20 protein-coding genes are annotated in these 25077 nt (G+C 34.9%); 13 read left to right on the top strand and 7 right to left on the bottom strand.

Translation table 11 applies throughout. The annotated features are described in order from the left end of the window. Positions 1-54 precede the first annotated feature (54 nt). Positions 55-390 carry a hypothetical protein gene (locus LUA90_RS17485; protein WP_231463270.1) on the bottom strand — a complete coding sequence of 112 codons (336 nt, stop codon included), beginning with the start codon at positions 388-390 and terminating at the stop codon, positions 55-57. A 250-nt stretch (positions 391-640) separates the two neighbouring features. Between LUA90_RS17485 and LUA90_RS17480 the strand changes: the two genes are divergently transcribed. From LUA90_RS17480 to LUA90_RS17460, 5 genes are all read left to right on the top strand, one after another. Then, entirely contained in the window at positions 641-1342 is a 702-nt protein-coding gene (locus LUA90_RS17480; protein ID WP_231463272.1) for a LytTR family DNA-binding domain-containing protein, read from the top strand. Between the two features lie 34 nt (positions 1343-1376). Further along, a complete protein-coding gene (locus LUA90_RS17475) occupies positions 1377-2588 on the top strand; it encodes an aspartate aminotransferase family protein (protein ID WP_231463274.1) in 1212 nt (403 codons plus the stop codon). A gap of 101 nt (positions 2589-2689) precedes the next feature. After that, the gene (locus LUA90_RS17470; RefSeq protein ID WP_231463276.1) at positions 2690-3367 is read left to right on the top strand and encodes a response regulator transcription factor; all 678 of its coding nucleotides are present in this window, start codon (positions 2690-2692) and stop codon (positions 3365-3367) included. Positions 3368-3483: 116 nt separating this feature from the next. Then, positions 3484-4809 carry a HAMP domain-containing sensor histidine kinase gene (locus LUA90_RS17465; RefSeq protein ID WP_231491897.1) on the top strand — a complete coding sequence of 442 codons (1326 nt, stop codon included), beginning with the start codon at positions 3484-3486 and terminating at the stop codon, positions 4807-4809. An 81-nt stretch (positions 4810-4890) separates the two neighbouring features. Then, entirely contained in the window at positions 4891-5364 is a 474-nt protein-coding gene (locus LUA90_RS17460) for a hypothetical protein (RefSeq protein ID WP_231463279.1), read from the top strand. A gap of 2 nt (positions 5365-5366) precedes the next feature. On the opposite strand, the gene LUA90_RS17455 is transcribed toward LUA90_RS17460, so the two are convergent. Both LUA90_RS17455 and panB read right to left on the bottom strand, forming a co-directional pair. Beyond that, positions 5367-6053, bottom strand: a complete 687-nt coding sequence (locus LUA90_RS17455) for an RluA family pseudouridine synthase (protein ID WP_231463281.1) — start codon at positions 6051-6053, stop codon at positions 5367-5369. A 56-nt stretch (positions 6054-6109) separates the two neighbouring features. After that, positions 6110-6925, bottom strand: coding sequence for a 3-methyl-2-oxobutanoate hydroxymethyltransferase (gene panB / locus LUA90_RS17450; RefSeq protein WP_231463282.1), 816 nt, complete (start codon positions 6923-6925; stop codon positions 6110-6112). A gap of 258 nt (positions 6926-7183) precedes the next feature. Between panB and carA the strand changes: the two genes are divergently transcribed. The 4 genes from carA to LUA90_RS17430 all read left to right on the top strand — a co-directional run bounded on the left by carA (position 7184) and on the right by LUA90_RS17430 (position 11497). Next, positions 7184-8296, top strand: coding sequence for a glutamine-hydrolyzing carbamoyl-phosphate synthase small subunit (carA, locus tag LUA90_RS17445; RefSeq protein ID WP_231463284.1), 1113 nt, complete (start codon positions 7184-7186; stop codon positions 8294-8296). A gap of 175 nt (positions 8297-8471) precedes the next feature. Further along, complete coding sequence (locus LUA90_RS17440; protein ID WP_231463286.1) at positions 8472-9236, top strand: ABC transporter ATP-binding protein; 765 nt, start codon at positions 8472-8474, stop codon at positions 9234-9236. A gap of 77 nt (positions 9237-9313) precedes the next feature. Further along, positions 9314-10435 carry an ABC transporter permease gene (locus tag LUA90_RS17435; protein WP_231463288.1) on the top strand — a complete coding sequence of 374 codons (1122 nt, stop codon included), beginning with the start codon at positions 9314-9316 and terminating at the stop codon, positions 10433-10435. Between the two features lie 114 nt (positions 10436-10549). Next, the gene (locus LUA90_RS17430; RefSeq protein ID WP_231463290.1) at positions 10550-11497 is read left to right on the top strand and encodes a Fic family protein; all 948 of its coding nucleotides are present in this window, start codon (positions 10550-10552) and stop codon (positions 11495-11497) included. A gap of 16 nt (positions 11498-11513) precedes the next feature. On the opposite strand, the gene LUA90_RS17425 is transcribed toward LUA90_RS17430, so the two are convergent. The 4 genes from LUA90_RS17425 to kbl form a co-directional block, all read right to left on the bottom strand. Then, positions 11514-12089: a TetR/AcrR family transcriptional regulator gene (locus tag LUA90_RS17425; protein ID WP_231463291.1), complete on the bottom strand. Its 576-nt coding sequence runs from the start codon at positions 12087-12089 to the stop codon at positions 11514-11516. A gap of 1 nt (position 12090) precedes the next feature. Next, on the bottom strand, positions 12091-12507 hold the full coding sequence (locus tag LUA90_RS17420; protein WP_231463293.1) for a hypothetical protein: 417 nt from the start codon (positions 12505-12507) through the stop codon (positions 12091-12093). Beyond that, on the bottom strand, positions 12507-13547 hold the full coding sequence (gene pheS, locus LUA90_RS17415) for a phenylalanine--tRNA ligase subunit alpha (protein WP_231463295.1): 1041 nt from the start codon (positions 13545-13547) through the stop codon (positions 12507-12509). Before pheS ends, LUA90_RS17420 begins: the two co-directional genes overlap by 1 nt. Before the next feature lie 147 nt (positions 13548-13694). Then, the gene (gene kbl, locus LUA90_RS17410; RefSeq protein ID WP_231463297.1) at positions 13695-14882 is read right to left on the bottom strand and encodes a glycine C-acetyltransferase; all 1188 of its coding nucleotides are present in this window, start codon (positions 14880-14882) and stop codon (positions 13695-13697) included. A 251-nt stretch (positions 14883-15133) separates the two neighbouring features. On the opposite strand from kbl, the gene LUA90_RS17405 reads away from it, so the two are divergent. From LUA90_RS17405 to LUA90_RS17390, 4 genes are all read left to right on the top strand, one after another. Further along, positions 15134-17581, top strand: coding sequence for a DUF5686 and carboxypeptidase regulatory-like domain-containing protein (locus LUA90_RS17405; RefSeq protein ID WP_231463299.1), 2448 nt, complete (start codon positions 15134-15136; stop codon positions 17579-17581). Positions 17582-17779: 198 nt separating this feature from the next. Then, the gene (locus tag LUA90_RS17400; RefSeq protein WP_231463301.1) at positions 17780-18715 is read left to right on the top strand and encodes a rhodanese-related sulfurtransferase; all 936 of its coding nucleotides are present in this window, start codon (positions 17780-17782) and stop codon (positions 18713-18715) included. Positions 18716-18840: 125 nt separating this feature from the next. Next, the gene (locus LUA90_RS17395; RefSeq protein WP_231491896.1) at positions 18841-21720 is read left to right on the top strand and encodes a triple tyrosine motif-containing protein; all 2880 of its coding nucleotides are present in this window, start codon (positions 18841-18843) and stop codon (positions 21718-21720) included. A 317-nt stretch (positions 21721-22037) separates the two neighbouring features. Next, entirely contained in the window at positions 22038-25058 is a 3021-nt protein-coding gene (locus tag LUA90_RS17390; RefSeq protein WP_231463305.1) for a TonB-dependent receptor, read from the top strand. The last annotated feature ends 19 nt before the right edge of the window (positions 25059-25077 follow it).

Raw genomic sequence — 25077 nt, 5'->3', positions numbered from 1 at the left:
TTATTTAATAGAAATGTTATAAAATTTAGAAGCGGTAGAGATTCTAATGATATTCTAGTCTTCCGCCACTTCTTGTTCCGTATAAAACAATTCTGGACCTTCAGCGGCTGATAAGAAAGCTTCAATTTTACTCCGGGCCGTCATAGCAGCCATTGTTCTGGCTAAACTACACAACATTGCTGGATTAGTACTGGTAGCCGTAAAAGTTTGAGTTTCACGAAGTACAACGCCATTAGGCAATGTATAAGTTACGGTTACGGTTTGCGTACACGAAGTTTGTCTTGAAATTCTGTAATTAGAGTTTACATCTTTAACTTCATTCCTGTTCGCTTTCGCAAACGCTCCAAAACTTGCAAAGCACATCAATCCAATAAATAATAATTTTTTCATTGTTCTTTGTTTAAGGTTTATATTTAAATAATTACCTCAAACCTCCTTTAATAAAAACTAAAATAAAAATTTTTGCACCAACAGCATCTCTCATGTCATGAACGACATATGCCATGTCATGAACGACATATTTTGATTTTTAAACTGCCTAATCGAAATATTTATTTTTGATTAAATAATTTTATTTCAATAGTTTTGTTACAATCATTCCTTAATAGTTTAATCCAAATTAATGCTCAATTAAGGAAAAATGTTTACCTGTTATGTTATAGATGATGAACCATCTGCACTCGAAATTTTAGAAGATTACATCAGTATAAAACCAAATTTAACATTACTTAAAACCTTTGCTAATCCGTTAACCGCACTTGGTTACATTAATAAAGCAGAAGCCGTAGATATAATATTTCTAGACATAGAAATGCTGGAAATGAGTGGATTAGAACTGGTAAAACTAATTGGGCATAAAGCAAAAAGAATTGTGTTTGTAACTGCCCATAAAAATTACGCTTATGATTCTATTGAATTAGAAGCCGCATTTTTATTAAAACCAGTATCCTACAAGAAATTCGATAATTTGGTGTCAAAAGTTTTAGAGCAAGCTTCTACCATACCAAAAACAGAGTCATTTTTAATTAAAAAACCAGGAAACAGAGCAAAGAAATTTAATATAAAATTTAACGAGGTTATTTTTATTGAAAGTCAGGTGCGCCATACAAAAATTCAAACTATAGATTATCAAATTATAAGCGACCAAAGTTTTGCCAAGCTGAGTAAACTATTTACCGAAGAAAACTTTATTAGAGTACACCGTTCTTTTATTGTATCGAAACCATTTATAAAAATTGTAGGAAATGCAGATATATTGATGGTTAATGACATTAAAATACCCATTGGTAGAAATTACAGAAATGGATTTGTTAAGGTAGCATCAAAAAACAACGGAGCTTAAACAGCTATTCACATCATTTGCGTATTTTTGTGCCATGCTTACACAACGCCAGTTGTTTTTACAACATAATGCACAAACCTCTCCAGAACCGTTAATGCTCGAATTTGTAAGGGCGAAAGGTGTTTACATTTACGATTCTGAAGATAAAAAACATTTGGATTTAATTGCCGGAATTGGTGTAAGTAATGTTGGCCATTGTCATCCGGCGGTGGTTAAGGCTATACAAGAACAAGCCGAAACCTATATGCATTTAATGGTTTATGGCGAGTATGTGCAAACGCCTCAGGTTAATTTTGCTAAAGCTTTAGCAGATATTTTACCAGAAAGTTTAAGTTGCACCTATTTTCTAAATTCAGGAACAGAGGCCGTTGAAGGCGCCATGAAATTAGCAAAACGATACACTGGCAGAAAAGGTTTCATTGCTTGTAAAAATGCGTACCACGGCAGTACACACGGTGCTGAAAGTTTGATGGAAAGCGATTTCTACTCATCTGGTTATGGTCCATTTTTACCAAACGTTAGTTTTATAGAGCATAATAAACTTAGCGATTTAGATAAAATTACGGAAGATATTGCCGCAGTTTTTATAGAACCCATTCAAGGTGAAGCCGGAATAAGGGTTGCCGATTTAGCGTACATGCAAGCGCTAAGAGCCAAATGTACGGCAACTAAAACGCTATTAGTTTTTGATGAAATACAATCTGGTTTTGGCAGAAGCGGAAAAATGTTTGCTTTTGAGCATTACAATGTAGTTCCGGATGTTTTGCTTTTAGCAAAAGGCATTGGCGGCGGCATGCCAATTGGGGCTTTTATCAGCTCATTAGAAATTATGTCGGTGCTTTCGCATTCACCAATTTTGGGCCACATGACAACCTTTGGCGGTCATCCGGTTTGTTGTGCAGCAGGCTTAGCCACTTTACGCACTCTGGTCGATAATTGTATTGTTGATGAAGTTGAAGAAAAAGGACAGTTATTCAAAAATTTGCTCATTCATCCGGCTATAAAAGAGATTAGAGGTAAAGGCTTAATGTTGGCTTTAGAGTTTCAAAACTTCGAAATAAACAAAAAAATTATAGATGCCTGTATTTTAGACGGCATTTTATCAGACTGGTTTTTGCATTGCAGTAATTCGATGCGTATTGCTCCGCCGTTAATTATTTCGAAAGAAGAAATTGAGGATGCTTGCCATATTATTTTAAGAAATATTAACTTAGTAGTGAGTGAAAGCGGAAAGCGAAAAGACTAAAGTTGAAAGCGAAAAGCGAAAACTGAAACCCACAACGAAAAACGATCAACGAAAAGCGAGCAGCAAATCTTTATACCTGATACAAAATACTTGATACTAAAATGAACGTACTAATTGTTGAAGATGAGAAAAGCCTGGCGCTTGAAATGAATGAATTTTTAAGCAAAGAAGGCTTTATTATTGAACATGCCTGGAAAAAAGCATCAGCAGAAGAAAAAATTTTTGTAAACAATTACGATTTTATTTTACTGGATTTAGGTTTACCGGATGGAGATGGTTTTGAAGTTTTAAAGCAACTAAAATTATTAAAGGATAGAGATGATGCTGTAATCGTTTTAACGGCCAGAAGTGCTGTAGATGATAGAATTAAAGGTTTGGATGAAGGTGCTGATGATTATTTACCAAAACCTTTTTCGCTAAACGAATTGCTGGCGAGAATGCATGCCATTATTAGAAGAAAGCATAAACTGGAAAAAAACGAGGTGAATATTCATGGCTTTGCCTTTAATATTCAAAACAGAACGGTTTCATTTGGTGAGGAAAGGTTAAATTTAACTAAAAAGGAATTTGAAATATTTAATTATCTGGTGCTAAACAAAAATCGTGTGGTTTCTAGGATGAGTTTAACCGAACATGTTTGGGGCGATATACTGGAAGTAAATTCAGATTCAAACTTTGTTGATGTTCATGTTAAAAATCTTCGTAAAAAATTAGCTGCAGTTAACCCTATTGATTGGTTTGAAACAGTGAGGAGTATTGGTTACAGGATAAATTGTTAGTGGGATTATAGTCATCAATTCTCAAATGTTAAATTTAACATCATCCATCATCCATTTTCCATCCTCCATTTTCCATCATCCATCATCCATTTAACACCTTACATCTCTTGTCGTAAATGAAGTTACAAGTCAAGTTTTCTCTGTATAATGCCATTACTAAAATTGCAATTATTTTAGTTTTAGGTGCTATTATATTGTTTTCGCTTGATAGAATTGCATACAACCAGCTTGATAATCGTTTATTAAAGAAAAAAGCGAGAATTATTGAACACCTAAGTAACAGGGAAATTGATAGTTTATTGAGTAACCAGGAAAGTTTTACCGATTATAACATCCTCAAAGAAGAGTTTATTATTTTAACAGATATTGATGATAAGCAAATTGACACGCCAACAAATATTATTACAGAAAAACGTGAAATTGAAGGCGATATTGAGTTTTACAGAATTTTGAATTACAAGTTTCAGTATCGTAAAAACTGGTATAAACTGGAGCTTGGCGAAAGTATGACCGCCCTTGAAGGCATTAAAAATTACATCCGTTTTTATATGCTTATCGTTTTAGTAATTTCTCTTTTGATAACCCTAATTACCGATTTTGCCTTCACAAACTTCCTGCTGAAACCTTTTTATTTAATTATTGATAAAAAAATAAATAAGGTTAACGACCCAACATTGTATAACTACGAAAATATACCTACAAATACAGATGATTTTAAAATATTAGATAATAGTGTTAACACATTAATGAAACGCATTAATACACTTTTTTTATTAGAAAAACAGTTTATTGCAAATGTATCTCACGAACTCCTAACTCCTATTTCAGTATTGAGTACACGTTTTGAAAATATGCTTAATACACCCCAAATTCCCGTTGAGCATGAAAATAAAATCTTTGCATCTTTAAAAACGCTTAATCGTTTAAAAGTTATCATCAACAGTTTGCTGCTTATCTCCAAAGTTGAAAATAACCAATATTTAAAAACTGAAGAGATAAGTTTGAAGGAAGAGCTTAATGATATTTATGAAGATCTTGATGATAGAATTGCCGATAAGGCTTTAATTTACGACCAAAACATTAATAACGATTTAAAATTTACTGGAAATAGGGCGCTAATTCACACATTGCTCATCAACATCATTAACAACGCAATAAAATACAATAAGCAAGGTGGAAAAATTGATATTTGGGGAGATTTTTATAACGAAAGTTACACAATTAAAATTAGCGATAATGGTATTGGTATGAGTAAAGAATTGTTGGAAGATGTTTTTGATAGATTTAAACGAGGCAATAGTGATGAAAACGGATTTGGCTTAGGCCTGGCTATCGTTCATAGTATTGCCAGATTTCACAAAATAGAAATCGAAATACTTTCAGAAATCGAAAAGGGAACTTCCGTTAAATTAATTTTCCCTAAAAACAACACGAATTCCTAAACGATGCACTGCATAAATATTATTCTGTTTATTGCATTTAATAATTAATTTAGAGCCAACAAATCCCTAACATCTACATCCATGAAAAAATTATTTTCTATAAGTATAGCACTTTCATTGTTTTTATTTTCTTGTAAAAGCGATAGCAAAAAATATACAACCGTTGATTCGAGCATAATGAGCGATAAAACAGATAATTACAGAAGTCCGGATGAATGCTTTACCTATGATAAAAATGGCGACAATGTTTCCCTTTTAATATATGGAACGGGTAACAATAAAGTTTTAGGCAAACTGAATTACAGCTTATCTGGTAAAGATAAAAACAGCGGACAATTTTATGGTCGCACGGTTGGAGACACAATTATAGTCGATTACAAGTTTCAATCAGAAGGTGTTTGGTCAATCAGGCAAGTTGCATGGATTAGGCAAGGCGATAAACTTTTGGAAGGCTTTGGAGAAACTTACCAGGATAATGACATAGTAAAATTTAAAAACTACAGGAAATTAAACTATGGCACTTCTATTGTTTTAGAAAAAACAATTTGTAAATAAGTCTATAAACTTTCGAATCTTTCCCAAAATCCATCTACAGGCAATTTGGCAAAAATATTTACAGGTTCTTTTTTAACGGGATGAAGAAACTGAAGTCTACGAGCATGTAAGCAGATACTTCCTTTTCTACTTCCACGTGGATAACCGTATTTATTATCGCCAACAATTGGGCATCCCATTGATGAAAGCTGAACCCTGATTTGGTGCGAACGGCCTGTTAATGGGTCTACCTCAATTAAGAAATAATCGCCAACTTGTGCTATTAAGCGATAAGATAACTCGGCACGCTGGCTTCCGGTTACTTCTGTTTTATAATAAGTAACCACATTTTTCTGCGGATTTTTAACCAGCCAATGCACTAAAGTTCCGGATGGATTTTCAGGCTTATTCTTTACAACTGCCCAGTATGTTTTTTTTACCTCCCGGTTTTTAAAAACGGCATTCATCCTTTCTAAAGCTTTGCTTGTTTTAGCAAAGAGAATAACACCACTAACGGGCCGATCTAAACGATGCACAACACCTAAAAAAGCGCCATTGGGTTTATTATATTTTTGGGCGATGTATTTTTTTACTTGCTCATCAAGCGGCTCATCGCCTGTTTCATCAACCTGCACAATATCTCCTGCCCTCTTGTTAATTGCAATCAGGTGGTTGTCTTCAAAAAGTATGTCTTTATCGGTTATTGGCACAGCGTGTTTAACTGTTTAAAATTATTAATTGTTTAATTGCTTCAGTAAGTTCAGACTTAGTATTGCTCCTTTTCGTTTGGAAAATCGTTGGCTTTAACATCACGAATGTAAGATTGAGCAGCACCTAAAATATCATCATACAAATTAATGTACTGACGTAAGAAACGCGGTTTAAATCCTTTAGTTAAACCAATCATGTCATTTACAACCAAAACCTGTCCATCGCATCCACTTCCTGCGCCAATGCCAATGGTTGGTATCTGTAAGCTTTCAGAAACCTCTTTTCCTAAAACAGCAGGTATTTTTTCTAAAACAATGGCAAAACAGCCTGCAGCTTGTAGAGCTAAAACATCGCTTTTTAGTTTATTTGCTTCTTCTTCTTCTTTTGCTCTTACAGTGTAAGTTCCGAACTTATAAATAGATTGTGGTGTTAAACCTAAATGACCCATAACCGGAATACCGGCGGTAATAATTCTTTGAACAGATTCGATAATTTCTTCGCCACCTTCTAACTTAACGCCATGCGCACCAGATTCTTTCATAATTCTGATTGCTGAATTTAAAGCCTCTTTAGAATTTCCCTGGTAAGAACCAAAAGGTAAATCAACAACTACAAAAGCACGTTTAACCGCTCTGATTACTGATGCAGCGTGATAAATCATTTGGTCTAAAGTAATTGGCAAGGTAGTTTCATGGCCTGCCATTACATTCGAAGCAGAATCTCCAACCAGCAAAACATCCAGGCCGGCATCATCTAAAATGGTAGCCATAGAATAATCGTAAGCGGTTAGCATCGATATTTTTTCACCACGTTGTTTCATCTCTTGTAAAATGTGCGTGGTTATGCGTTTAATTTCTTTATGTACCGACATGAGTTTGGTTTTGTAGAGCCAAAAGTATAAAGTTAAATTATAAATTATGCAGTTTACTTCGTCATAATATTTAATCATTAGGGATGTTACAAAAAACTGAATAAAAATTTAAACTTTTACAGCATAAAACCCTATCTTCGTACCCCGAAATGGAAGGGATTTATTCATCTTTTTTTGCACCCAGCAAAAACGGCTTTAATGCCGAAAGCCATCCTTTTTTATACTCTTTTTTAAATCAAAATTCTTATTGTATTAACCATGACTAACTACACCAAGTTACCTGCAATTTTATTACTAGCCGATGGCACGGTTTTTTACGGCAAAGCAGCCGGAAAAATCGGAACCACAACCGGTGAGATTTGTTTTAATACGGGTATGACAGGTTACCAGGAAATTTTTACTGACCCAAGTTACTTCGGCCAGATTATGGTTACCACCAATTCTCACATCGGGAATTATGGTATCCAAAAGGAAGAGATTGAATCTGATTCGATAAAAATTGCTGGTTTAGTTTGTAAAAATTACAACATAGTTTACAGCCGTAAACAAGCAACAGAATCTATTCAGGATTATTTCCAAAATGATAATTTAGTTGCCATTTCTGATATTGATACTCGTGCTTTGGTACGTCATATTAGAGATAAAGGTGCAATGAATGCAATTATCTCTTCAGAAATTACAGATCTGGATGAATTAAAGCAGAAACTTGCCGAAGTGCCATCAATGGAAGGTTTAGAGCTTTCATCTAAAGTAAGTACAACCGAGCCCTATTTTTATGGCAATCCTGAAGCAAGTTTAAAAGTTGCGGCTTTAGATCTTGGTATTAAGAAAAATATTCTACGCAGTTTTGAAAACAGAGACATTTATGTTAAGGTTTTCCCGGCAAAAACACCATTTACTGAAATGGAGAAATTTAATCCAGATGGCTATTTCATTTCTAACGGCCCGGGCGATCCATCGGTAATGCCTTATGCTGTAGAAACCATAAAAGAAATTTTAGCTGTTGATAAACCATTGTTTGGCATTTGTTTAGGTCACCAGTTATTGGCAGAGGCAAATGGCATTGGCACAATGAAAATGTTTAACGGTCACCGTGGTTTAAATCACCCGGTAAAAAATATTATTAAAAACCATTGCGAAGTTACTTCTCAAAACCATGGTTTTGGTGTAGTTCCTGATGAGGTTAGAAACTCTGATAAGGTAGAAATTACCCACGTAAATTTAAACGATAAATCTATCGAAGGCATCCGTGTTAAAGGTAAAAAAGCATTCTCAGTACAATACCACCCAGAATCGTCACCTGGCCCACACGATTCTCGTTACCTTTTTGATGATTTTGTTGAGGTAATGAAAGGCGAATTAGTTTGGTAACATCCAACTAAAATCAATTTAATTTAATCTGCGAATCTACGGCTTTATTAAAAGCTAAAGGTTCGCAGATTTTGTTTACGGTAATCTCACCTGCTTAAAACATCATTTTACCGATATTTTAGTTTATTGTAACTAAATTCATTTTCTATTCATTCAAAGCTTCTTACATTAGTATATGCAAACCAACCAAGCCATTATCCGTGTTAAAAACCTGGTAAAAAAATACGATGATTTTATTGCCGTACAAGATTTAAGCTTTGATGTTTATGAAAATGAAATCTTTGGCCTTTTAGGTCCGAACGGGGCCGGCAAAACAACCACGCTAGAAATCATCGAAACTTTAAGAGATAAAACCTCGGGCGAAATAATTGTTGATGGTTTTTCTGTAGATACGCATGCGCAAGATATTAAGCAAATTATAGGCGTTCAATTACAAGCGGCAGGTTACTATCCAAACTTAAATTTAATCGAGCTGATAGAACTTTTTGCAGGTTTATACGGCGCTGATATTAAGCCAATGGAAATGTTGGAGAAGGTTAATCTTCAGGATAAGGCAAAAGCAAAATACAAAGCGCTTTCTGGGGGGCAAAAACAGCGTTTTTCTATCACAACAACTTTAATTAATCAACCTAAAATTATCTTTTTAGATGAACCTACAACCGGTTTAGATCCTCAGGCAAGGCGTAATCTTTGGGATTTGATTACTGAGATTAGAGCAAATGGAACCACAGTAGTAATAACCACTCATTATATGGATGAGGCTGAACAACTTTGTGATAGGGTGGCTTTTGTAGAACGCGGTCAAATTATAGCACTTGATACACCAGATAATTTAATCGATAATTTGGTTAACAGCGGTTTCGAAAGAAAAAAAGAAGTTAAAAAAGCCAATCTGGAAGATGTTTTCATCAACCTAACAGGCAAAGAGTGGAGAGAATAACCTCCCGATCCCTAAAGGGGATGTACAGACATCAAAAAAAACTTCATTAACTTGATACAGATATTAAATAGATTTATATGCATAATAATATAAACAATAAAAATTCAAGCTCACCATCAGGGGTTGCGGGTTACAGCAATACAACTGCTACCTTAGCTTTGGCGAAAGCCAGTTTCCGCTCCATAATGAGAAGTCCTTCGGCAGTGGTTTTTACACTAGCATTTCCATTAATATTTATTTTAGTATTTGGATTTTTAGGAGGTGGCGGCACCAGACTGGATGTTGGTATAACTCCCGGTTCTGACGTAAATAATCCGGTTATCTACTCTATGGAAAAAACCGGAATGATTCGCTTGGTAAAAGATAAATCGAAAGCTGAATTTGATAAATTATTAGAAAAGGGAAATGTTGATGCAATGATTGATGTACACAGAAAAGTTAATTCTGCAGCATATTCGGTTAATGTGGTATACACCTCGGCATCAATGGATAAAGGAAATATATTAAAATCTGTTTTTAACAACTTGTTTTACGATCAAAAATTAAAACCATCAGTTGCTGAAATTAAAGAAAGCACCATACACGGTAGAGAATATAAAACAATAGATTTCATTTTACCCGGACAATTGGGCTTTTCTTTATTAAGTACTGGTGTATTTGGAACAGCCTTCGTTTTTTTAAGTTTGCGGCAAACATTGGTTATTAAACGGTTTTTTGCTACGCCGGTAAAACGCTCCAGTATTGTAATTGGCGAAGGTATTGCCAGAATTGGTTTCGCATTAATAGGCGCATTATTTATAATATTGTTGGGTCACTTCTTTTTCGGCTTCACGCTAGTACATGGGGCGCTCACCGTACTTAATATGATTATACTGGCAACCCTTGGTGTAATTGTTTTTATGGGCTTTGGCTTCATTATTTCGGGGGTTGCCAAAAATGAAAGTATGGTTCCGCCAATATCAAATATTGTAACTTTGCCACAGTTTTTATTATCAGGCACATTTTTCTCTATAGAAGCATTCCCAAGCTGGCTACAACCCATTAGCAGAGCTTTACCACTCACCTATTTAAACGATGCTATGCGTAAAGTTGCATTTGAAGGCGCAGGTTTGTGGGATGTTAAATTCCAGATAATGATATTGCTGATTTGGGGAATTGGTATATACGCAGTTGCGGTAAAAGTTTTTAAGTGGGAATAGTATTCTCATCAACATACAAAGAGAGAAAATTAAAAGTTTTCTCTCTTTTTTTTGAATGTAAAATTATCGGATAGATTATATTTCACTATTATCCGATTTTTTTTACCTTTGATTATGTGGAAGTTTGATATAACAGATTTGGAGGAGCTGGCGCCTCAGATAGAAAGGCTCTATAAAAAGAAAGCAGAGCTTGATGATTCACGCCCTATCCCACCGAGTGCTTTAAATCGGATACGTGAAGATTTAACTTTAGAATGGACATATAACTCTAATAGTATAGAAGGCAATACTTTAACGCTTCAGGAAACACAAATGATTTTAAAAGAAGGGATAACCGTTAAAGGAAAATCTCTGCGTGAACATTTTGAAGCCTATAATCACGAAAAAGCTATCGATTATTTATATCAATTAATAAATAAAAACTACACATTAAGAAGCATAGATATATTATCGCTACATGGTTTAGTACTCAGAAGTATTGAAGATGATTATGCAGGCCGGATTAGAAATGGTGGTGTTAGAATAGTAGGCGCAAATTTTACGCCTCCAAATGCCAGGAAAGTTCCTGATTTTATCGATGAATTGGTTTCGTTTGTGAATGAAAATCCTTTAGCTTTAAACGATGTGGTTCTTTCTACAATATTCCATCATAAGTTTGTTTGGATTCATCCTTTTTTCGATGGCAATGGTCGAACGGTTAGGCTTGCCATGAATTTACTTCTCATGAGGAATGGTTTTCCTCCTGCAATAATTTTAAAAAACGACAGAAAAAAATACTATGAAGCTTTAAATCAGGCAAATAATGGTAAATATTATAAGCTTTGCTTGTTAATGATTCAGGCTTTGGAGCGCTCATTAAATATTTATTTAAACGCCTTACCAAATAGTAGCTACGGCGAATTTGATCTCATATCAAACATCGTAAGCGAACCTGATATTCCCTATGGGCAAGAATATGTTAGTTTGCTAGCACGCCAAGGTAAAATAGATGCCTACAAAGAAGGAAGAGATTGGCTAACCACTAAAGAGGCAGTTAAGGAATACATAAACAGAAAACGGTAATCTATCCGTTTTCTGTTTACAATGCTGCCTTAACTAAAAATGGCAAAATTTCTTTTTGAAAACTCACAAAATTTTTGCGGACGTCAGAATCACTTACTGAGGTAAAAGCGAAAGAAAATACAATGCTTTTGCTTGCCTTTAATAAAAAAGCTAGTCCTTCTCTCCTTGCTGGGTTATTCTTAAAGTTATCCAATTTTAGATAGGCAGCTAACAATAGTGCTTCCAATTGATCGGAAAGATGTTTTAAGAACTCTTGCGAATTTGCATTTTCACGAACGAAATCCCAGCCAATAAATTCGTTACAGGCCGTAAATGATAGTCGGCTGGTTCTCATTACCAAAGCTTTTAAATGTTCCTCTTCCGAAGCATAACTCACTTTATTCTGTAAAATCTCATGCAAGTTTTGGTCAAGATAATCCATTACAATACTATCTAGAACTTGCTCTTTACTTTCAAAATACTTGTAAATGGTAGCTTTAGCTATTCGTGCTTTTTTAGCAATCTCGTTTACACTCGTTTTATGATATCCGTATTTTCTAAAAAGCTCTTTTGCTGCTTTCTTTACGGTTTCTTTAATTTTTTCGGCTTCCATTCTAATTAGTTACGTGTAAATTAGCACCAGAGATGGCTACTGTATATTGTTTTAAAGCCCTAACAGCAGGAGCTTTTACCGGACTACCATCTTCAAGCAAAAATTTTGCACCAGAACATGGGTCGGTTACGGTTAAAGATGGATCATCCAAAGTAACGGCACATTTCTGCTCTGGGTTCACGGTACTGCAACGATCAAAAGCAACATAGCCATTATCAGTTCGGCGATAAAGTACTAAACCTGCTACGCCGTAACCATTTAGTATAACGGCACCTCCCGGACTGCTTAACCTACTTAATCTTGGATCGGCTAATGGCAAACTGAAATTTAGAGATACTTCCGGAATATAAGTTACACCTTTTCCGCAACCCGTAAGTAATACGAATGCAAGTAAGATGCTATATAAAAATCTATTCATTAAATTAAAGCAGATTTATATTGCTTTAAGAAGCGAGCATCATTCTCAGAAAACAACCTTAAATCTTTAATTACATATTTTAAGTTTGCAATACGCTCAATCCCCATTCCAAAGGCAAAACCGCTGTATTTCTTTGAATCTATACCACAATTTTCCAATACATTTGGGTCTACCATTCCGCAACCTAAAATTTCTACCCAACCGCTGTATTTACAAAGCTGGCAGCCGTCACCTTTACAAATGGTACAAGAAATATCCATTTCTGCAGATGGTTCAGTAAAAGGAAAATATGACGGACGGAAACGTACTTTAGTCCCTTCGCCGTATAACTCCTGTACGAAATAAAATAATGTTTGTTTCAAATCTGCGAATGATACATTTTCATCAACATACAAACCTTCTATTTGATGAAAGAAACAATGTGCACGGGCTGAAATAGCTTCGTTACGGTAAACACGACCAGGCATAATTGCCCTAAACGGCGGCTGACCTTGTTCCATCATTCTTACTTGCACAGATGAGGTATGTGTACGCAAAGCGATATCACCTTTTTCGCCTCCTTTTTTAATGAAGAAAGTATCTTGCATATCTCTTGCCGGATGCTCTTCCGGAAAATTCAAGGCAGAAAAATTATGCCAGTCATCTTCAATCTCAGGACCTTCAGCAACTGTAAAACCAAGTTTTGCAAAAATTTCTACAATCTCTCTTCTTACCAATGCTAATGGATGGCGAGAACCTATTTCAAAACCCTCACCTGGTAAAGTTAAATCTTGCTCGTTTACAGCAGCATGTACCTGAGAAGCTTCAGTAGAATCTTTTAAGCTTTGATATTTAGATTCTGCAAGTTGTTTAAACTCATTTAAAACCTTACCTAAAGTTCTTTTCTCTTCGGTAGAAACGGTTTTAAATTCTTCAAAAATATCTTTTATAATTCCTTTACTACCTAAATATTTAATTCGGAATTGCTCTAATTCATCTGCTTTTTCAGTTACGAAAGCATTAATTTCTGCTGAGTATTGTGTTATTTTGTCCTGTAACATGGCTTCAAATATACGCCAAAATATCTTTATATCTTATAGCTAACGAGTTCAAAAATTCTCCTTAAAGCTATTAATTACAAGAAAATGAACCCGAAACGACAAAAGCCACATCGCTGTGGCTTTCAATTTATATAATAAACTTAATAATTAAATCACACCTAATTCTTTACCAACTTTAGTAAAGGCTGCAATCGCTTTATCTAAATGGTGTTGCTCATGCCCCGCAGAGAGTTGAACACGAATACGAGCTTTACCTTGTGGTACAACAGGATAGAAAAATCCAATAACGTAAATACCTTCTTCTAACATTTTCGCAGCAAAGTTTTGTGCAATCTTTGCATCGTACAACATTACTGGTACAATTGGGTGGAAACCTGGCTTAATATCAAAACCGGCTTCAGTCATTTTTTCGCGAAAATATTTCGTATTGCTTTCTAATTTATCTCTTAGCGCTGTGGTTTCGCTCAACATATCCAAAACCGCAATTGATGCACCAGCAATAGCCGGAGCCAAAGTGTTTGAAAATAAGTATGGGCGAGAACGTTGACGAAGCATATCAATAATTTCTTTTTTACCAGAAGTAAATCCGCCAGATGCGCCACCTAAAGCTTTACCTAAAGTTCCGGTGATGATATCAATTCTATCCATCACATTAAAATGCTCATGAGTTCCTCTACCATTTTTACCGATAAAACCAGTACAGTGCGATTCATCAATCATGATTAATGCCTCATATTTATCGGCCAAATCTGCAATTTTATCAAGCGGAGCAACTGAGCCATCCATAGAAAAAGCACCATCAGTTACAATGATTCTATGTCTGCAATCTTTTGCTGCAATTAACTGCTGCTCCAAATCTTCCAAATCTGCATTTTTATAGCGGAAGCGTTGCGCCTTACATAAACGCACACCATCAATAATCGATGCGTGGTTTAATTCGTCAGATATAATCGCATCTTCTGCATTAAACAAAGGTTCGAAAACACCACCATTTGCATCAAATGCTGCTGCGTATAAAATTGTATCTTCCGTACCTAAGAATTTAGAAATTTTGGCTTCAAGTTCTTTATGAACATCTTGTGTACCGCAAATAAAACGAACTGAAGACATGCCATAACCGTGGTCATCTATGGCTTTTTTAGCTGCTTCAATTACTTTTGGGTGAGATGAAAGGCCTAAATAATTGTTAGCGCAGAAATTTATAACTTCTGCCCCGCCGCTTACTTTAATATCAGCGCCTTGTGGCGTTACTATGATGCGTTCGCGTTTAAATAATCCAGCGTTTTCTATCTCTTCTAGCTCTTTCTGAAGAACTGGTTGTAGTGTTTTATACATGGTTTTTTACCGGTTGATTTTGCCTTCAAAGTTATAAAAAAAAAGCGCTCAGACTTAAAATAAGCTATATTATACTATTATTTCAAAAACAAACGTTTGATGTTTCTGTTGAATAACATTTTATGAGTGGTCATCTTATAAAATGACCCTTAGAAAAATTAATTTATAATCAACTTAACAAACTTTAACACCTCAATTTGTGTATAGTGTTAAAACTTATTCGATATTTATAGCCTAACTAGTATAATTTTATGTTCAAACTGTGCGCACTCACTGCATTTTTATTTCTAACACAAACCGTAACTGCACAACAATTTACAGTTTCGGGAACAATAAAAGATGTTGATGGCCAACCTATACCCTTTGCATCAGTTTATATAAAAAACACAACTAAAGGCACATCGGCAAATGTTGATGGAATTTATGAGTTAAAATTAGCGAAAGCACAGCACACCTTGACCTTTAGAGCCATTGGTTTTAAACAACAAGAACAAATTTTAAATGTTACCAGTAATTCTATCTTAAATATAACACTAAGTTCAGAGAATTACACCTTAAATAATGTTACCATCAGGGCTAATGCCGAAGATCCGGCTTACGCAATTATGCGTAAAGCTATTGCAGAGCGCAAAAAACATTTAAATGAGGTTAGCGCTTTTACAAGTGATGTTTACATAAAAGGCGTTCAACGCTTAAAAGGTGCACCCAAAAAGTTTTTTGGGCAGGATATTAGAAAAGTGATGGAACTTGATACTAATCGTCAAGGTATAATCTATCTGTCAGAATCTCAAAGTAAGTTTAGTTTCCGCAGGCCAAATGATGTTCATGAAGAAATGATCTCATCAAAAGTTGCCGGTAGGAATAATGCCTTCAGCTTTAATAAAGCATCCGATTTAATTATAAACTTTTACGACAATTATTTACTCGAAAATAAACTAAGCTCTAGGGGTTTTGTTTCGCCAATTGCGGATAATGCAATGTTTTATTATCAATACAAATACTTAGGTGAAACCAAAGAAAACGGCGAAACAATTAATAAAATTGAAGTAATACCACGAAGACCGAACGACCCGGTTTTTAGGGGAATTATTTATATTATAGATGGTAGCTGGCGAGTTTACAATACCGATTTATATTTGACTAAAAAAGCCGGAATCAATTTCATTGATACATTAAACATTAACCAACAATTTACAAAAGTGAAAGATGTTTATATGCCTACAAGCATTAATTTTCAGTTTAATGGTAATGTTTTGGGGTTTAAATTTGCAGGTTATTATGTTGGCATTTATAGTAATTATGACATAGCGCCTGTGTTCCCGAAAAATTTCTTTAGTGGAGAAATTTTGAAAGTAACGGAAATGGTGAACAAAAAGGATTCCCTATATTGGAATAATAATCGTCCAATTCCATTAACACCTGATGAAAAAGTTAATTATGTAGTTAAGGATAGCATCGCAAAGCGAAAAGAATCTAAAGTGTACCTCGATTCCCTTGAAAAAGACAATAATAAGTTTAGCTTAGGAAAACTGATTTTGAACGGTTACAGCATTAATGATCGTTTCCACAAGGAGTATTATTCTTTCGACCCGATATTAAAATCAGTTTTTTACAACACGGTAGAAGGCTTCGCCATAAAATATGGTGTTACCTACAGAAAGAATTTTGAAAACCGCCGGACATATAGTATCAGACCAGAATTACGATATGGCTTCGCCAATAAAAAATTAACAGGGAGTTTATCAGGAAATTACTTTTACGACCCAATTAAAAGAGCAAGCATAGGTGCATCTTTCGGTAACGGTATCTTCGATTTGAATAATCTAGGCTCCATGTCGCAACTTGGTAATACCATAAACTCGTTGCTTTACGAAAAGAATTTCCCTAAACTTTATGAAAAAAGTTTTGTAAATATTAATACCACCAGGGAGTTGGCTAGTGGTTTGCAAGGCTCGTTAAGTTTGGATTACGCAAGAAACCATACGCTTACAAATAATTCGACTTTTAAATTTTTCGACAATAAGAATTTAGAATTTACCTCGAATAACCCGTTTACGCCATTAACCGAAACACCACTATTTCCAACCTATACATCAGTTAGCGGAACAGCAAGTGTTACGTACACCTTCGACCAAAAATACATAACCCGTCCGGATGGTAAATTTTACACCGAATCTAAGTTTCCAAGGGTTACATTGCTTTATAAAAAAGGCTTTAAAGGGTTATTAAATAGCGATATTGATTACGATTTTATAAAAGCAGAAGTTTATCAGGATAGAATAAGCTTAGGTTTATGGGGTTACACGTCATTTTTGGTTGGTGCCGGTAAATTTGTGAATAATAGTATGATGTATTATCCAGATTTCAAACATTTCTCCGGTAACATCTCAACCATTTTCCCTCCGAATTTAAGGAAGTTCCAGTATTTAGATTTTTACCAGTTTAGCACTAATCAGCAATATTTTGAGGCACACCTGGAGCATAATTTCGCAGGCTTTTTCATCAATAAAGTTCCGCTATTGCGCAAGGCCAAATTAGAAGAATTTATAGGCGGAGGTTATCTTTCATCACCAGAAAAAAGAAATTATAAAGAATTTTATTTTGGTTTACAACGATTAGTTTTGCGGGCTAGTTATGGCTTTGCATACGATGGAGGCAAAAAATTAACGCAAGGATTTAGAATTGCTTACGGTTTTTAGTGGTTTTAAGTTATAGGTTTTACGTTGTAAGTCCTAGGTCTAAAAACTTATAACGTAGAATATAAAACTTATAACTCAATACGTTATAAATAGTACACACAAAAACTTATAACTTATAACTTAGAACGTAAAACTTACAATGCAAATTATTATCTTTGCCCCGCTTTAAACGCCGTTTGCAACGGTATCAACAGCGTTATGAAAAAATATCAAACACTACTTTACTATTGCTATAGTTACATAGCAGATGCAGAACAATTTGCTGCCGATCACCTTAAATTTTGTAAATCTTTAAATTTAGTCGGACGAATTATTGTAGCCGACGAAGGTTTAAATGGCACCGTTTCCGGAACGCCGGAAGCTTGTGAAGCTTACATGAAAGCGATTCACGCTGATGAACGCTTCGCAAAAACAGAATTCAAAATTGATGAAGTTGAAGAACTTTCTTTTTTAAAAATGCATTGCCGTTACAAATCAGAGATTGTTCATTCGGGCTTACGCGATACATCCATCATAAATCCAAACGAAAAAACAGGTAAACATTTGGAGCCTGTTGATTTTATGAAAATGAAGGATGATGAGGATGTTGTGATTTTAGATGTTCGCTCTAATTACGAGCATAATCTTGGCAAGTTTAAAAATGCTATAACGCTTGATATTGAAAATTTTCGCGATTTTCCGGAGCAGATTAATCAACTTGCAAAGTATAAGGACAAGAAAATTTTAACTTACTGCACCGGCGGCATAAAATGCGAAAAAGCATCTGCTTTACTTTTACATCATGGTTTTGAAGATGTTTATCAGCTTCATGGTGGCATTATAAAATATGGCAAAGAAGCTGGCGGTAAAGATTTTGAAGGTAAATGTTATGTTTTTGATAATCGCATTGCGGTTGATGTTAATAATGTAAACCCAACTGTGGTTTCTGTTTGCTATAATTGCGGTAAAACAACACCAAAAATGATTAACTGCGCAAACCCGGAATGTAATGAGCACATTACGCAGTGCGATGATTGTGGTAACGAACTGCAAGGCTGTTGCTCTAAGGCGTGTACCACTAATCCACGTAAACGTCCGTACGACGGTACCGGATACTATGTAAAAGTTCCTCAACCCGTTTATAAAAACGCTTAGTTAATTTGCCTACATCACGAAGTATAAGATTTTAATTTTTTGATTGCAATTTGATATAGATTTGATTACCAATCAATTTCTTATATATTTTTGTTTCTTTGTGTATTATGCTTTACCGTCTTTAAATGCAAAAATTCTTCCGTTGTTTACTAATCGTTCTCTTATCAGCTTTAAGCCTTAAAGCAGCTGACATAAAAAGCATTGGTGTGCCCTACATTCAGAATTTTTCGAAGGCAACATACGCATCAGGCAATCAGAATTGGAGCATATCAAAAGATAAAAACGGAGTAATGTATTTCGGTAATACCGAAGGCTTACTTAATTACGACGGAAAGTATTGGGAGCAATACAGAATGCCAAATGGGCAAATTGTAAGGTCGGTTGCAGCAGATGGCAATGGAAGAATTTACACAGGCTGTTTCGGTGATTTTGGTTATTGGTCGTACCAGAAAAATAAACTCATCTACACTTCCTTAACACATCTTATACCAAAGGCAGAAAAATTGAGTGATGAAATCTGGAAAATTCACATTTTTGGCAAAAAAGTAGTTTTTCAATCATTTAAAGCAATATATTCTTTAGAAAATGGCAAAATCAGTGTTCTAAAAAACAAGGGTAATTTTTTGTTTTCCTACAAAATTGGTGAACGCTTTTTTGTAGAGGATAAGGGTTTATATGAGCTGAAAAATGGGAAACTAGAGTTTATTGCGGGCAGTGATTTAATTTGCAAAACCGGTGTACTTTCTATTTTACCATTTAAAGGCAATTCACTGTTAATTGGCACAGGTAAAAATGGCCTGTTTATTTACGATGGAAAATCTTTTTCAGCCTTTAATACCCCTGCAAATTCATTTTTATCGGCCTTCCAATTAAATAATGGTGTTAAAATTTTAGGTAAATACTATGCTTACGGTACAATTTTAAACGGAATTATCATTATTGACGAAAATGGTAACATCATTCAAAGAATAAATAAATCAAGCGGCTTACAAAATAATACCGTTTTAAGTTTATATGTTGATAACGAACAGAACCTTTGGGCTGGTTTAGATAATGGAATAGACCGGATAGAATTAAATTCGCCTCTCTATTTCTACCTGGATAAAACTGGTATTTTTGGCACCGTTTACTCTAGCGTAATTTTTAATAATAAAATTTACTTAGGAACAAATCAAGGTTTGTTTTACAGTGATTGGCGTAATGGAGAGCAGTTTTCGAATTTAAATTTTAAATTAATACCGAACTCCCAAGGCCAGGTTTGGGAATTAACTGTTATAGACAACCAATTATTGTGCGGCCACAACAATGGAACATTTAACGTTGTTGGCGATAAAATAGAAACCTTAACAAATTACAGCGGTGGCTGGACAATAAAGAAGCTTAACAGCAATCCAAACTTATTAATTCAAGGTACATACACTGGGCTTTTGCTTTTCAATAAAAATACAGCCGGCAAATGGCAATTTTATAAGAAAATCGCAAATTTCAATATTCCTTCCAGATATGTAGAGCAAGACCATAAAGGCGAAATATGGGTTAGCCATGCTTATAAAGGCTTGTATAAATTAAAATTAAGTGCAGATTACAGCGCCGTAATATCTAATAAATATTATGATGAAAAAAGTGGATTGCCTACCAATTATAACCTGAATTTATTTAATCTAGAAAATCAGATTGTTTTTGCAAGTGATAAAGGATTCTATACTTACGATAATATTAGCGACAAATTTTCTAAGTATAATGTTTTGAATAAGGCACTTGGTTCATTTGCAGCATCAAACAAAATTATTAACGCAGGCGCCAAAAAATATTGGTTTATAAACCATGGTAAAACGGCTTTGGCTAATTTTAGCGAGGCTGGTAAAATCTCCATCGACTCGAATAGATTTAGTGTATTAGATGGCAGAATGGTGCAGTATTATGAAAATATTAGCAAAATAAGTGAGTCTATTTATTTAATAAGTGTTGATGATGGCTTCGTTTTTTACAATGCAAATCAAAAAATTGATTTGGCGAACGCCAAAATTCTGCAAAAGGTTTTGATTAGAAGAATTGAAGATATTACAGATAAATATGCCATTATAAGTGAAAATGGCAATGATGGAAATGCTATAGAAATCAAAAATAGCAGGAACAATGTTCGGATTTCGTTCTCGCTTCCATATTTCAGAGCCGCCAAAATTAAGTTTCAGTATTATCTAGAGGGATACTCTAAAGACTGGTCTGATTGGAGCAGCGCTACTCAAAAAGATTTCACCAATTTAAGTAGTGGCACATACACTTTCAAAGTAAGGGCTAAAATTGATGATTCTTTAGTTAGTGATACTACAACTTTCGAATTTACAGTGCTACGCCCCTGGTATTTGAGTAATTTAGCCATTTTCTTTTACTTCGTGATTTTTGTTTCGGCATTAATAATGGGAAAAAAGATTTACGAAACCAAGCTTAAAAAGGATAGTCAGAAAATTACGGATAAGCTACAAGCCGAGCAGGAAGAAGTTTTAAAACTTGAAGCTGAAGCCAATGAAAGGCAAATTCATAAACTTCAAACAGAGAAACTGCAAGCCGAACTTGCCTCTAAAAATCGTGAATTAGCCAATTCGGCAATGACATTGGTTTATAAAAATGAGCTTCTTCAAAAATTAAGCGATGAACTTCTAAAACTTAAAGACGAAAACGGGAAGAAACTTGGCGACGACCAACTACGCAAAATTCAGAAGGTAATAAACGATGGAATGACCGATGAGCGGGACTGGCATCTATTCGAAAATAGCTTTAACGAAGCACACGAAAGTTTCTTTAAAAAGTTAAAAGCACAACATCCTGATTTGGTACCAAACGATTTAAAATTGTGTGCTTATTTACGTATGAATATGAGCAGTAAAGAAATGTCTTCACTTTTGAATATTACACTAAGAGGTATAGAAATCAGAAGGTATAGATTACGTAAAAAATTGAACGTTCCACACGATAAAAATCTTACTGAATTTTTAATGGAGCTTTAGTAATGAAATTTTTGCGTGTAACATGCTCTTATTGCTTCATATTAAAGCATTAAAGATGTGACTAATTCACTACATCATTACCTCTCAAATCATCACAACAACAAATTATATATCAACTGTGTATAATTTACACTACGTTTTACATTAGCAATAATATTATTGGCATTCAAGATAGTTTTTTAGCATTTTATTATTTGCTAATAAATCTATAATTTAAGATGCATAGCTGCTGATGTACTAATGTTGTAGTAATATGTTTGGGCATGTAAAAGATCTAAGACATCTTTGTTCCAAATTTTTCAACCAAATTATAAAGCATGAAAAGAATCTTTACAAAATTTTCTGTTCTGTCTCTATTTTTTTTACTTACAACTAATCTAACATTTGCGCAAAACCTAACCGTTAAAGGGACGGTAATGGACGGCGGCGATAAGTCGACAATTCCAAGCGTTAGCATTTTAGTTAAGGGTACACAAATAGCTACACAAACAGACGCATCAGGGGCATATAGCATTAGTGCTCCGCCGAATTCTACTTTAATTTTTACATTTATTGGTTACGGTACACAAGAAATTCCAGTAAATGGACGTACAACTTTAAATGTTGTGTTATCATCAGCAAACCAAGAATTAGAACAGGTTGTTGTAGTTGGTTACGGTACACAAAAGCGTAAAGACTTAACCGGTTCAATTTCTAGTGTTAACGGAGATGAATTAGCCAAAATGCCGGCTGTAAATCCGTTGGCTTCACTACAAGGTAAGGTGGCAGGTTTAACAGTTGTAAATTCCGGAGGTCCTGGTGCTCAACCTGTAATCCGTATAAGAGGTATTAGCAGTACTAATAGTGCATCTCCTTTGTATGTTGTAGATGGCTTATTGCAAGATAATATTGATTACTTAAATCCAGCGGACATCGAATCAATTGATTTATTGAGAGACGCATCATCTGCGGCAATTTACGGTTTAAGAGGTGCAAATGGTGTAATTGCTGTAACAACAAAAAGAGCGGCACGTGGCCAAACCAGGATTAATTTTAATTCAAACATTGGCGTTCAAAAAGTTATCGATAAAATTGATGTAACTGATGCCGAGGGATTTAAAAAACTATACTCTACCCAATTGACTAACATTGGAGCGGCACCATTTGATTTTTCAAACTATACCGCAAATACCGATTGGCAGAATGAAATTCTTCGCACTGCGATGATAAATACAAATAGCTTGAGTTTTAGCAATAGCGGAGAGAAATCAACAACGTTAGTTAATTTAAGTTATAACAATCAGGAAGGTGTTGTTAAATACAGTAGTTATGAAAAATATGTTCTACGCTTAAGTGAGGAAATTAAGGTAACCAATAAATTTAAAATTGGTGGAGAGATTACTGGTTTCTTGGCTAAACCAAATGGCACCGGTGTAAGTTTAAATAATGCAATTTGGGCAGCGCCCATTGTGCCAATCCAACTAAATGAAAATACTTACTATTCTATGCCATCGTTTCAAAGAGCGCAAGTGGGAAATCCAATTTCGGCTATTATGCGATCAGATAGAACATCTATTAATAAGGTTTTCCGTTTTAATGGTAGCATATTTGCAGAATTAACATTTTTGAAAGACTTCAAAATTAAATCTACCTTTTATGGCGATTTTGGTTTTAATCATTCAAGAGGATACTCAAGACCTCCATTTTTCGTTGCAAACATCGGCGAAAATGGCGCACAAACTACAATTGTTAGAGACGATCAATTCCGCTCAACAGTTAGCCAAAATCAATCAGAAACACATAGATATCAACAAGATCATACCTTAACTTACGAGAAATCATTAGAGGGTGGGCATAGAATTACCGCATTAGCCGGTTTTACATCGTTGCGTTTTGCAGGCTCAAATGTAGGCGGTAGTAGAACAGACAGTACATTAGTTGTTCCGGGAGATCCGGATTTATGGTATTTAGGTATCGTAAACGCAAATAATATATTGGCAAATAGTGGCGGTGGTAGCGAAGAAACAAACGTTGGTGCATTTGCCAGAGTAAGCTATAGTTTCAAAGATAAATATTTATTCAACGGAACCATTAGAAGAGATGGAAGCTCACGTTTTTCACCACAAAACAGATGGGGAACTTTTGGAAGTGTAGGTTTAGGCTGGGTAGCCAGCGAAGAAGCATTTTTTAAATCTAACATAAAAGGAATTGATTATTTAAAATTGCGTGCTTCGTGGGGTCGTCTTGGCAATTCTAACGGTGTTTCGCCTAATCTTTATCAACAAGGTTTATCAAATGGTTCAACAGCTGTTTTCGGTGAAAATGTTTACACGGCAATACAAAATTCTTACATTCCTGATCCAAATTTAAGATTTGAAATTGTACAGGGTTTAGATTTAGGGCTTGATTTAAAAGCCTTTAATAATCGTTTTAACGCCGAAATTAATCTATATAACAAAACAACTGATGGTATTTTAACCAGTTTCCCTCTACTTGCAGGTCAGTTACCTTACTTTACCAACTTAGGTAAAATTAATAACCGTGGTATTGAGGTAAGCTTAGGATGGAGCGATAAAATCGGAGATTTCATCTACAACCTTTCCGGAAATTTCAGTTACAATAAAAATAAAGTAGAATCTTTAGGTAATACAACCGAATTTCAGATTACTGGAAACAGTGGTGTAAACTTAACCAATTCTGGGCAATCTATTGGTTATTTTTATGGATACAAGCAAATCGGAATTTATCAAACTGCCAAAGAAATGTTAAACCAGGCACAATTTTCTAATTCTCAGCTTGGAGATATTGCTTATCAGGATACAAACGGCGATGGTGTGATTACTGCTGCCGATAGAACCTATTTAGGAACTCCATTCCCTCCATACAGTTATGGAATGAGTTTATCTTTAGGCTATAAAGGCTTTGATGCACTTATCGAAGGACAAGGTGTGGCAGGAAATAAAATCTACACTGAACGTCGTACCGCAAATTTTGCTACTCTTAATTACGAAAGCAACAGGTTAAATGCGTGGACTGGTCCTGGAACTTCAAATGTTGAACCAATTTTGGATAATACAAGAGGTAATAACTTTTTATTCAGTTCTTACTTTTTAGAGCCTGGAGATTATTTCAGACTTCGTACTGTACAATTAGGTTATACATTTGCACCAACAATGCTGAGCAAAATAGGTGCTCAGAAACTTAGAATTTATTTAAGTGGCCAAAATATCCAAACGTGGACAAAAGCAACAGGATACACCCCAGAAGCCCAAATCGGAAGTATTTTAGGTGGCGGTGCAGATAACGGAGTTTATCCGGTTCCTGCTATTTATTCGTTCGGATTGAATGTTACTTTCTAACTAAATTAAAGGCTTAAAA

Source organism: Pedobacter sp. Leaf170 (assembly GCF_920984665.1).
Classification (GTDB): domain Bacteria; phylum Bacteroidota; class Bacteroidia; order Sphingobacteriales; family Sphingobacteriaceae; genus Pedobacter.
The sequence above is the reverse complement of the archived record's forward strand: the minus strand, read 5'-3'. Positions and strand labels throughout refer to the sequence as shown.

Bases quoted from the DNA above. Each gene is read 5' to 3' on its own strand.
- LUA90_RS17485 (WP_231463270.1), bottom strand. From the start codon at position 390: ATGAAAAAATTATTATTTATTGGATTGATGTGCTTTGCAAGTTTTGGA.
- LUA90_RS17480 (WP_231463272.1), top strand. From the start codon at position 641: ATGTTTACCTGTTATGTTATAGATGATGAACCATCTGCACTCGAAATT.
- LUA90_RS17475 (WP_231463274.1), top strand. From the start codon at position 1,377: ATGCTTACACAACGCCAGTTGTTTTTACAACATAATGCACAAACCTCT.
- LUA90_RS17470 (WP_231463276.1), top strand. From the start codon at position 2,690: ATGAACGTACTAATTGTTGAAGATGAGAAAAGCCTGGCGCTTGAAATG.
- LUA90_RS17465 (WP_231491897.1), top strand. From the start codon at position 3,484: ATGAAGTTACAAGTCAAGTTTTCTCTGTATAATGCCATTACTAAAATT.
- LUA90_RS17460 (WP_231463279.1), top strand. From the start codon at position 4,891: ATGAAAAAATTATTTTCTATAAGTATAGCACTTTCATTGTTTTTATTT.
- panB (WP_231463282.1), bottom strand. From the start codon at position 6,925: ATGTCGGTACATAAAGAAATTAAACGCATAACCACGCACATTTTACAA.
- carA (WP_231463284.1), top strand. From the start codon at position 7,184: ATGACTAACTACACCAAGTTACCTGCAATTTTATTACTAGCCGATGGC.
- LUA90_RS17440 (WP_231463286.1), top strand. From the start codon at position 8,472: ATGCAAACCAACCAAGCCATTATCCGTGTTAAAAACCTGGTAAAAAAA.
- LUA90_RS17435 (WP_231463288.1), top strand. From the start codon at position 9,314: ATGCATAATAATATAAACAATAAAAATTCAAGCTCACCATCAGGGGTT.
- LUA90_RS17430 (WP_231463290.1), top strand. From the start codon at position 10,550: ATGTGGAAGTTTGATATAACAGATTTGGAGGAGCTGGCGCCTCAGATA.
- LUA90_RS17425 (WP_231463291.1), bottom strand. From the start codon at position 12,089: ATGGAAGCCGAAAAAATTAAAGAAACCGTAAAGAAAGCAGCAAAAGAG.
- LUA90_RS17420 (WP_231463293.1), bottom strand. From the start codon at position 12,507: ATGAATAGATTTTTATATAGCATCTTACTTGCATTCGTATTACTTACG.
- pheS (WP_231463295.1), bottom strand. From the start codon at position 13,547: ATGTTACAGGACAAAATAACACAATACTCAGCAGAAATTAATGCTTTC.
- kbl (WP_231463297.1), bottom strand. From the start codon at position 14,882: ATGTATAAAACACTACAACCAGTTCTTCAGAAAGAGCTAGAAGAGATA.
- LUA90_RS17405 (WP_231463299.1), top strand. From the start codon at position 15,134: ATGTTCAAACTGTGCGCACTCACTGCATTTTTATTTCTAACACAAACC.
- LUA90_RS17400 (WP_231463301.1), top strand. From the start codon at position 17,780: ATGAAAAAATATCAAACACTACTTTACTATTGCTATAGTTACATAGCA.
- LUA90_RS17395 (WP_231491896.1), top strand. From the start codon at position 18,841: ATGCAAAAATTCTTCCGTTGTTTACTAATCGTTCTCTTATCAGCTTTA.
- LUA90_RS17390 (WP_231463305.1), top strand. From the start codon at position 22,038: ATGAAAAGAATCTTTACAAAATTTTCTGTTCTGTCTCTATTTTTTTTA.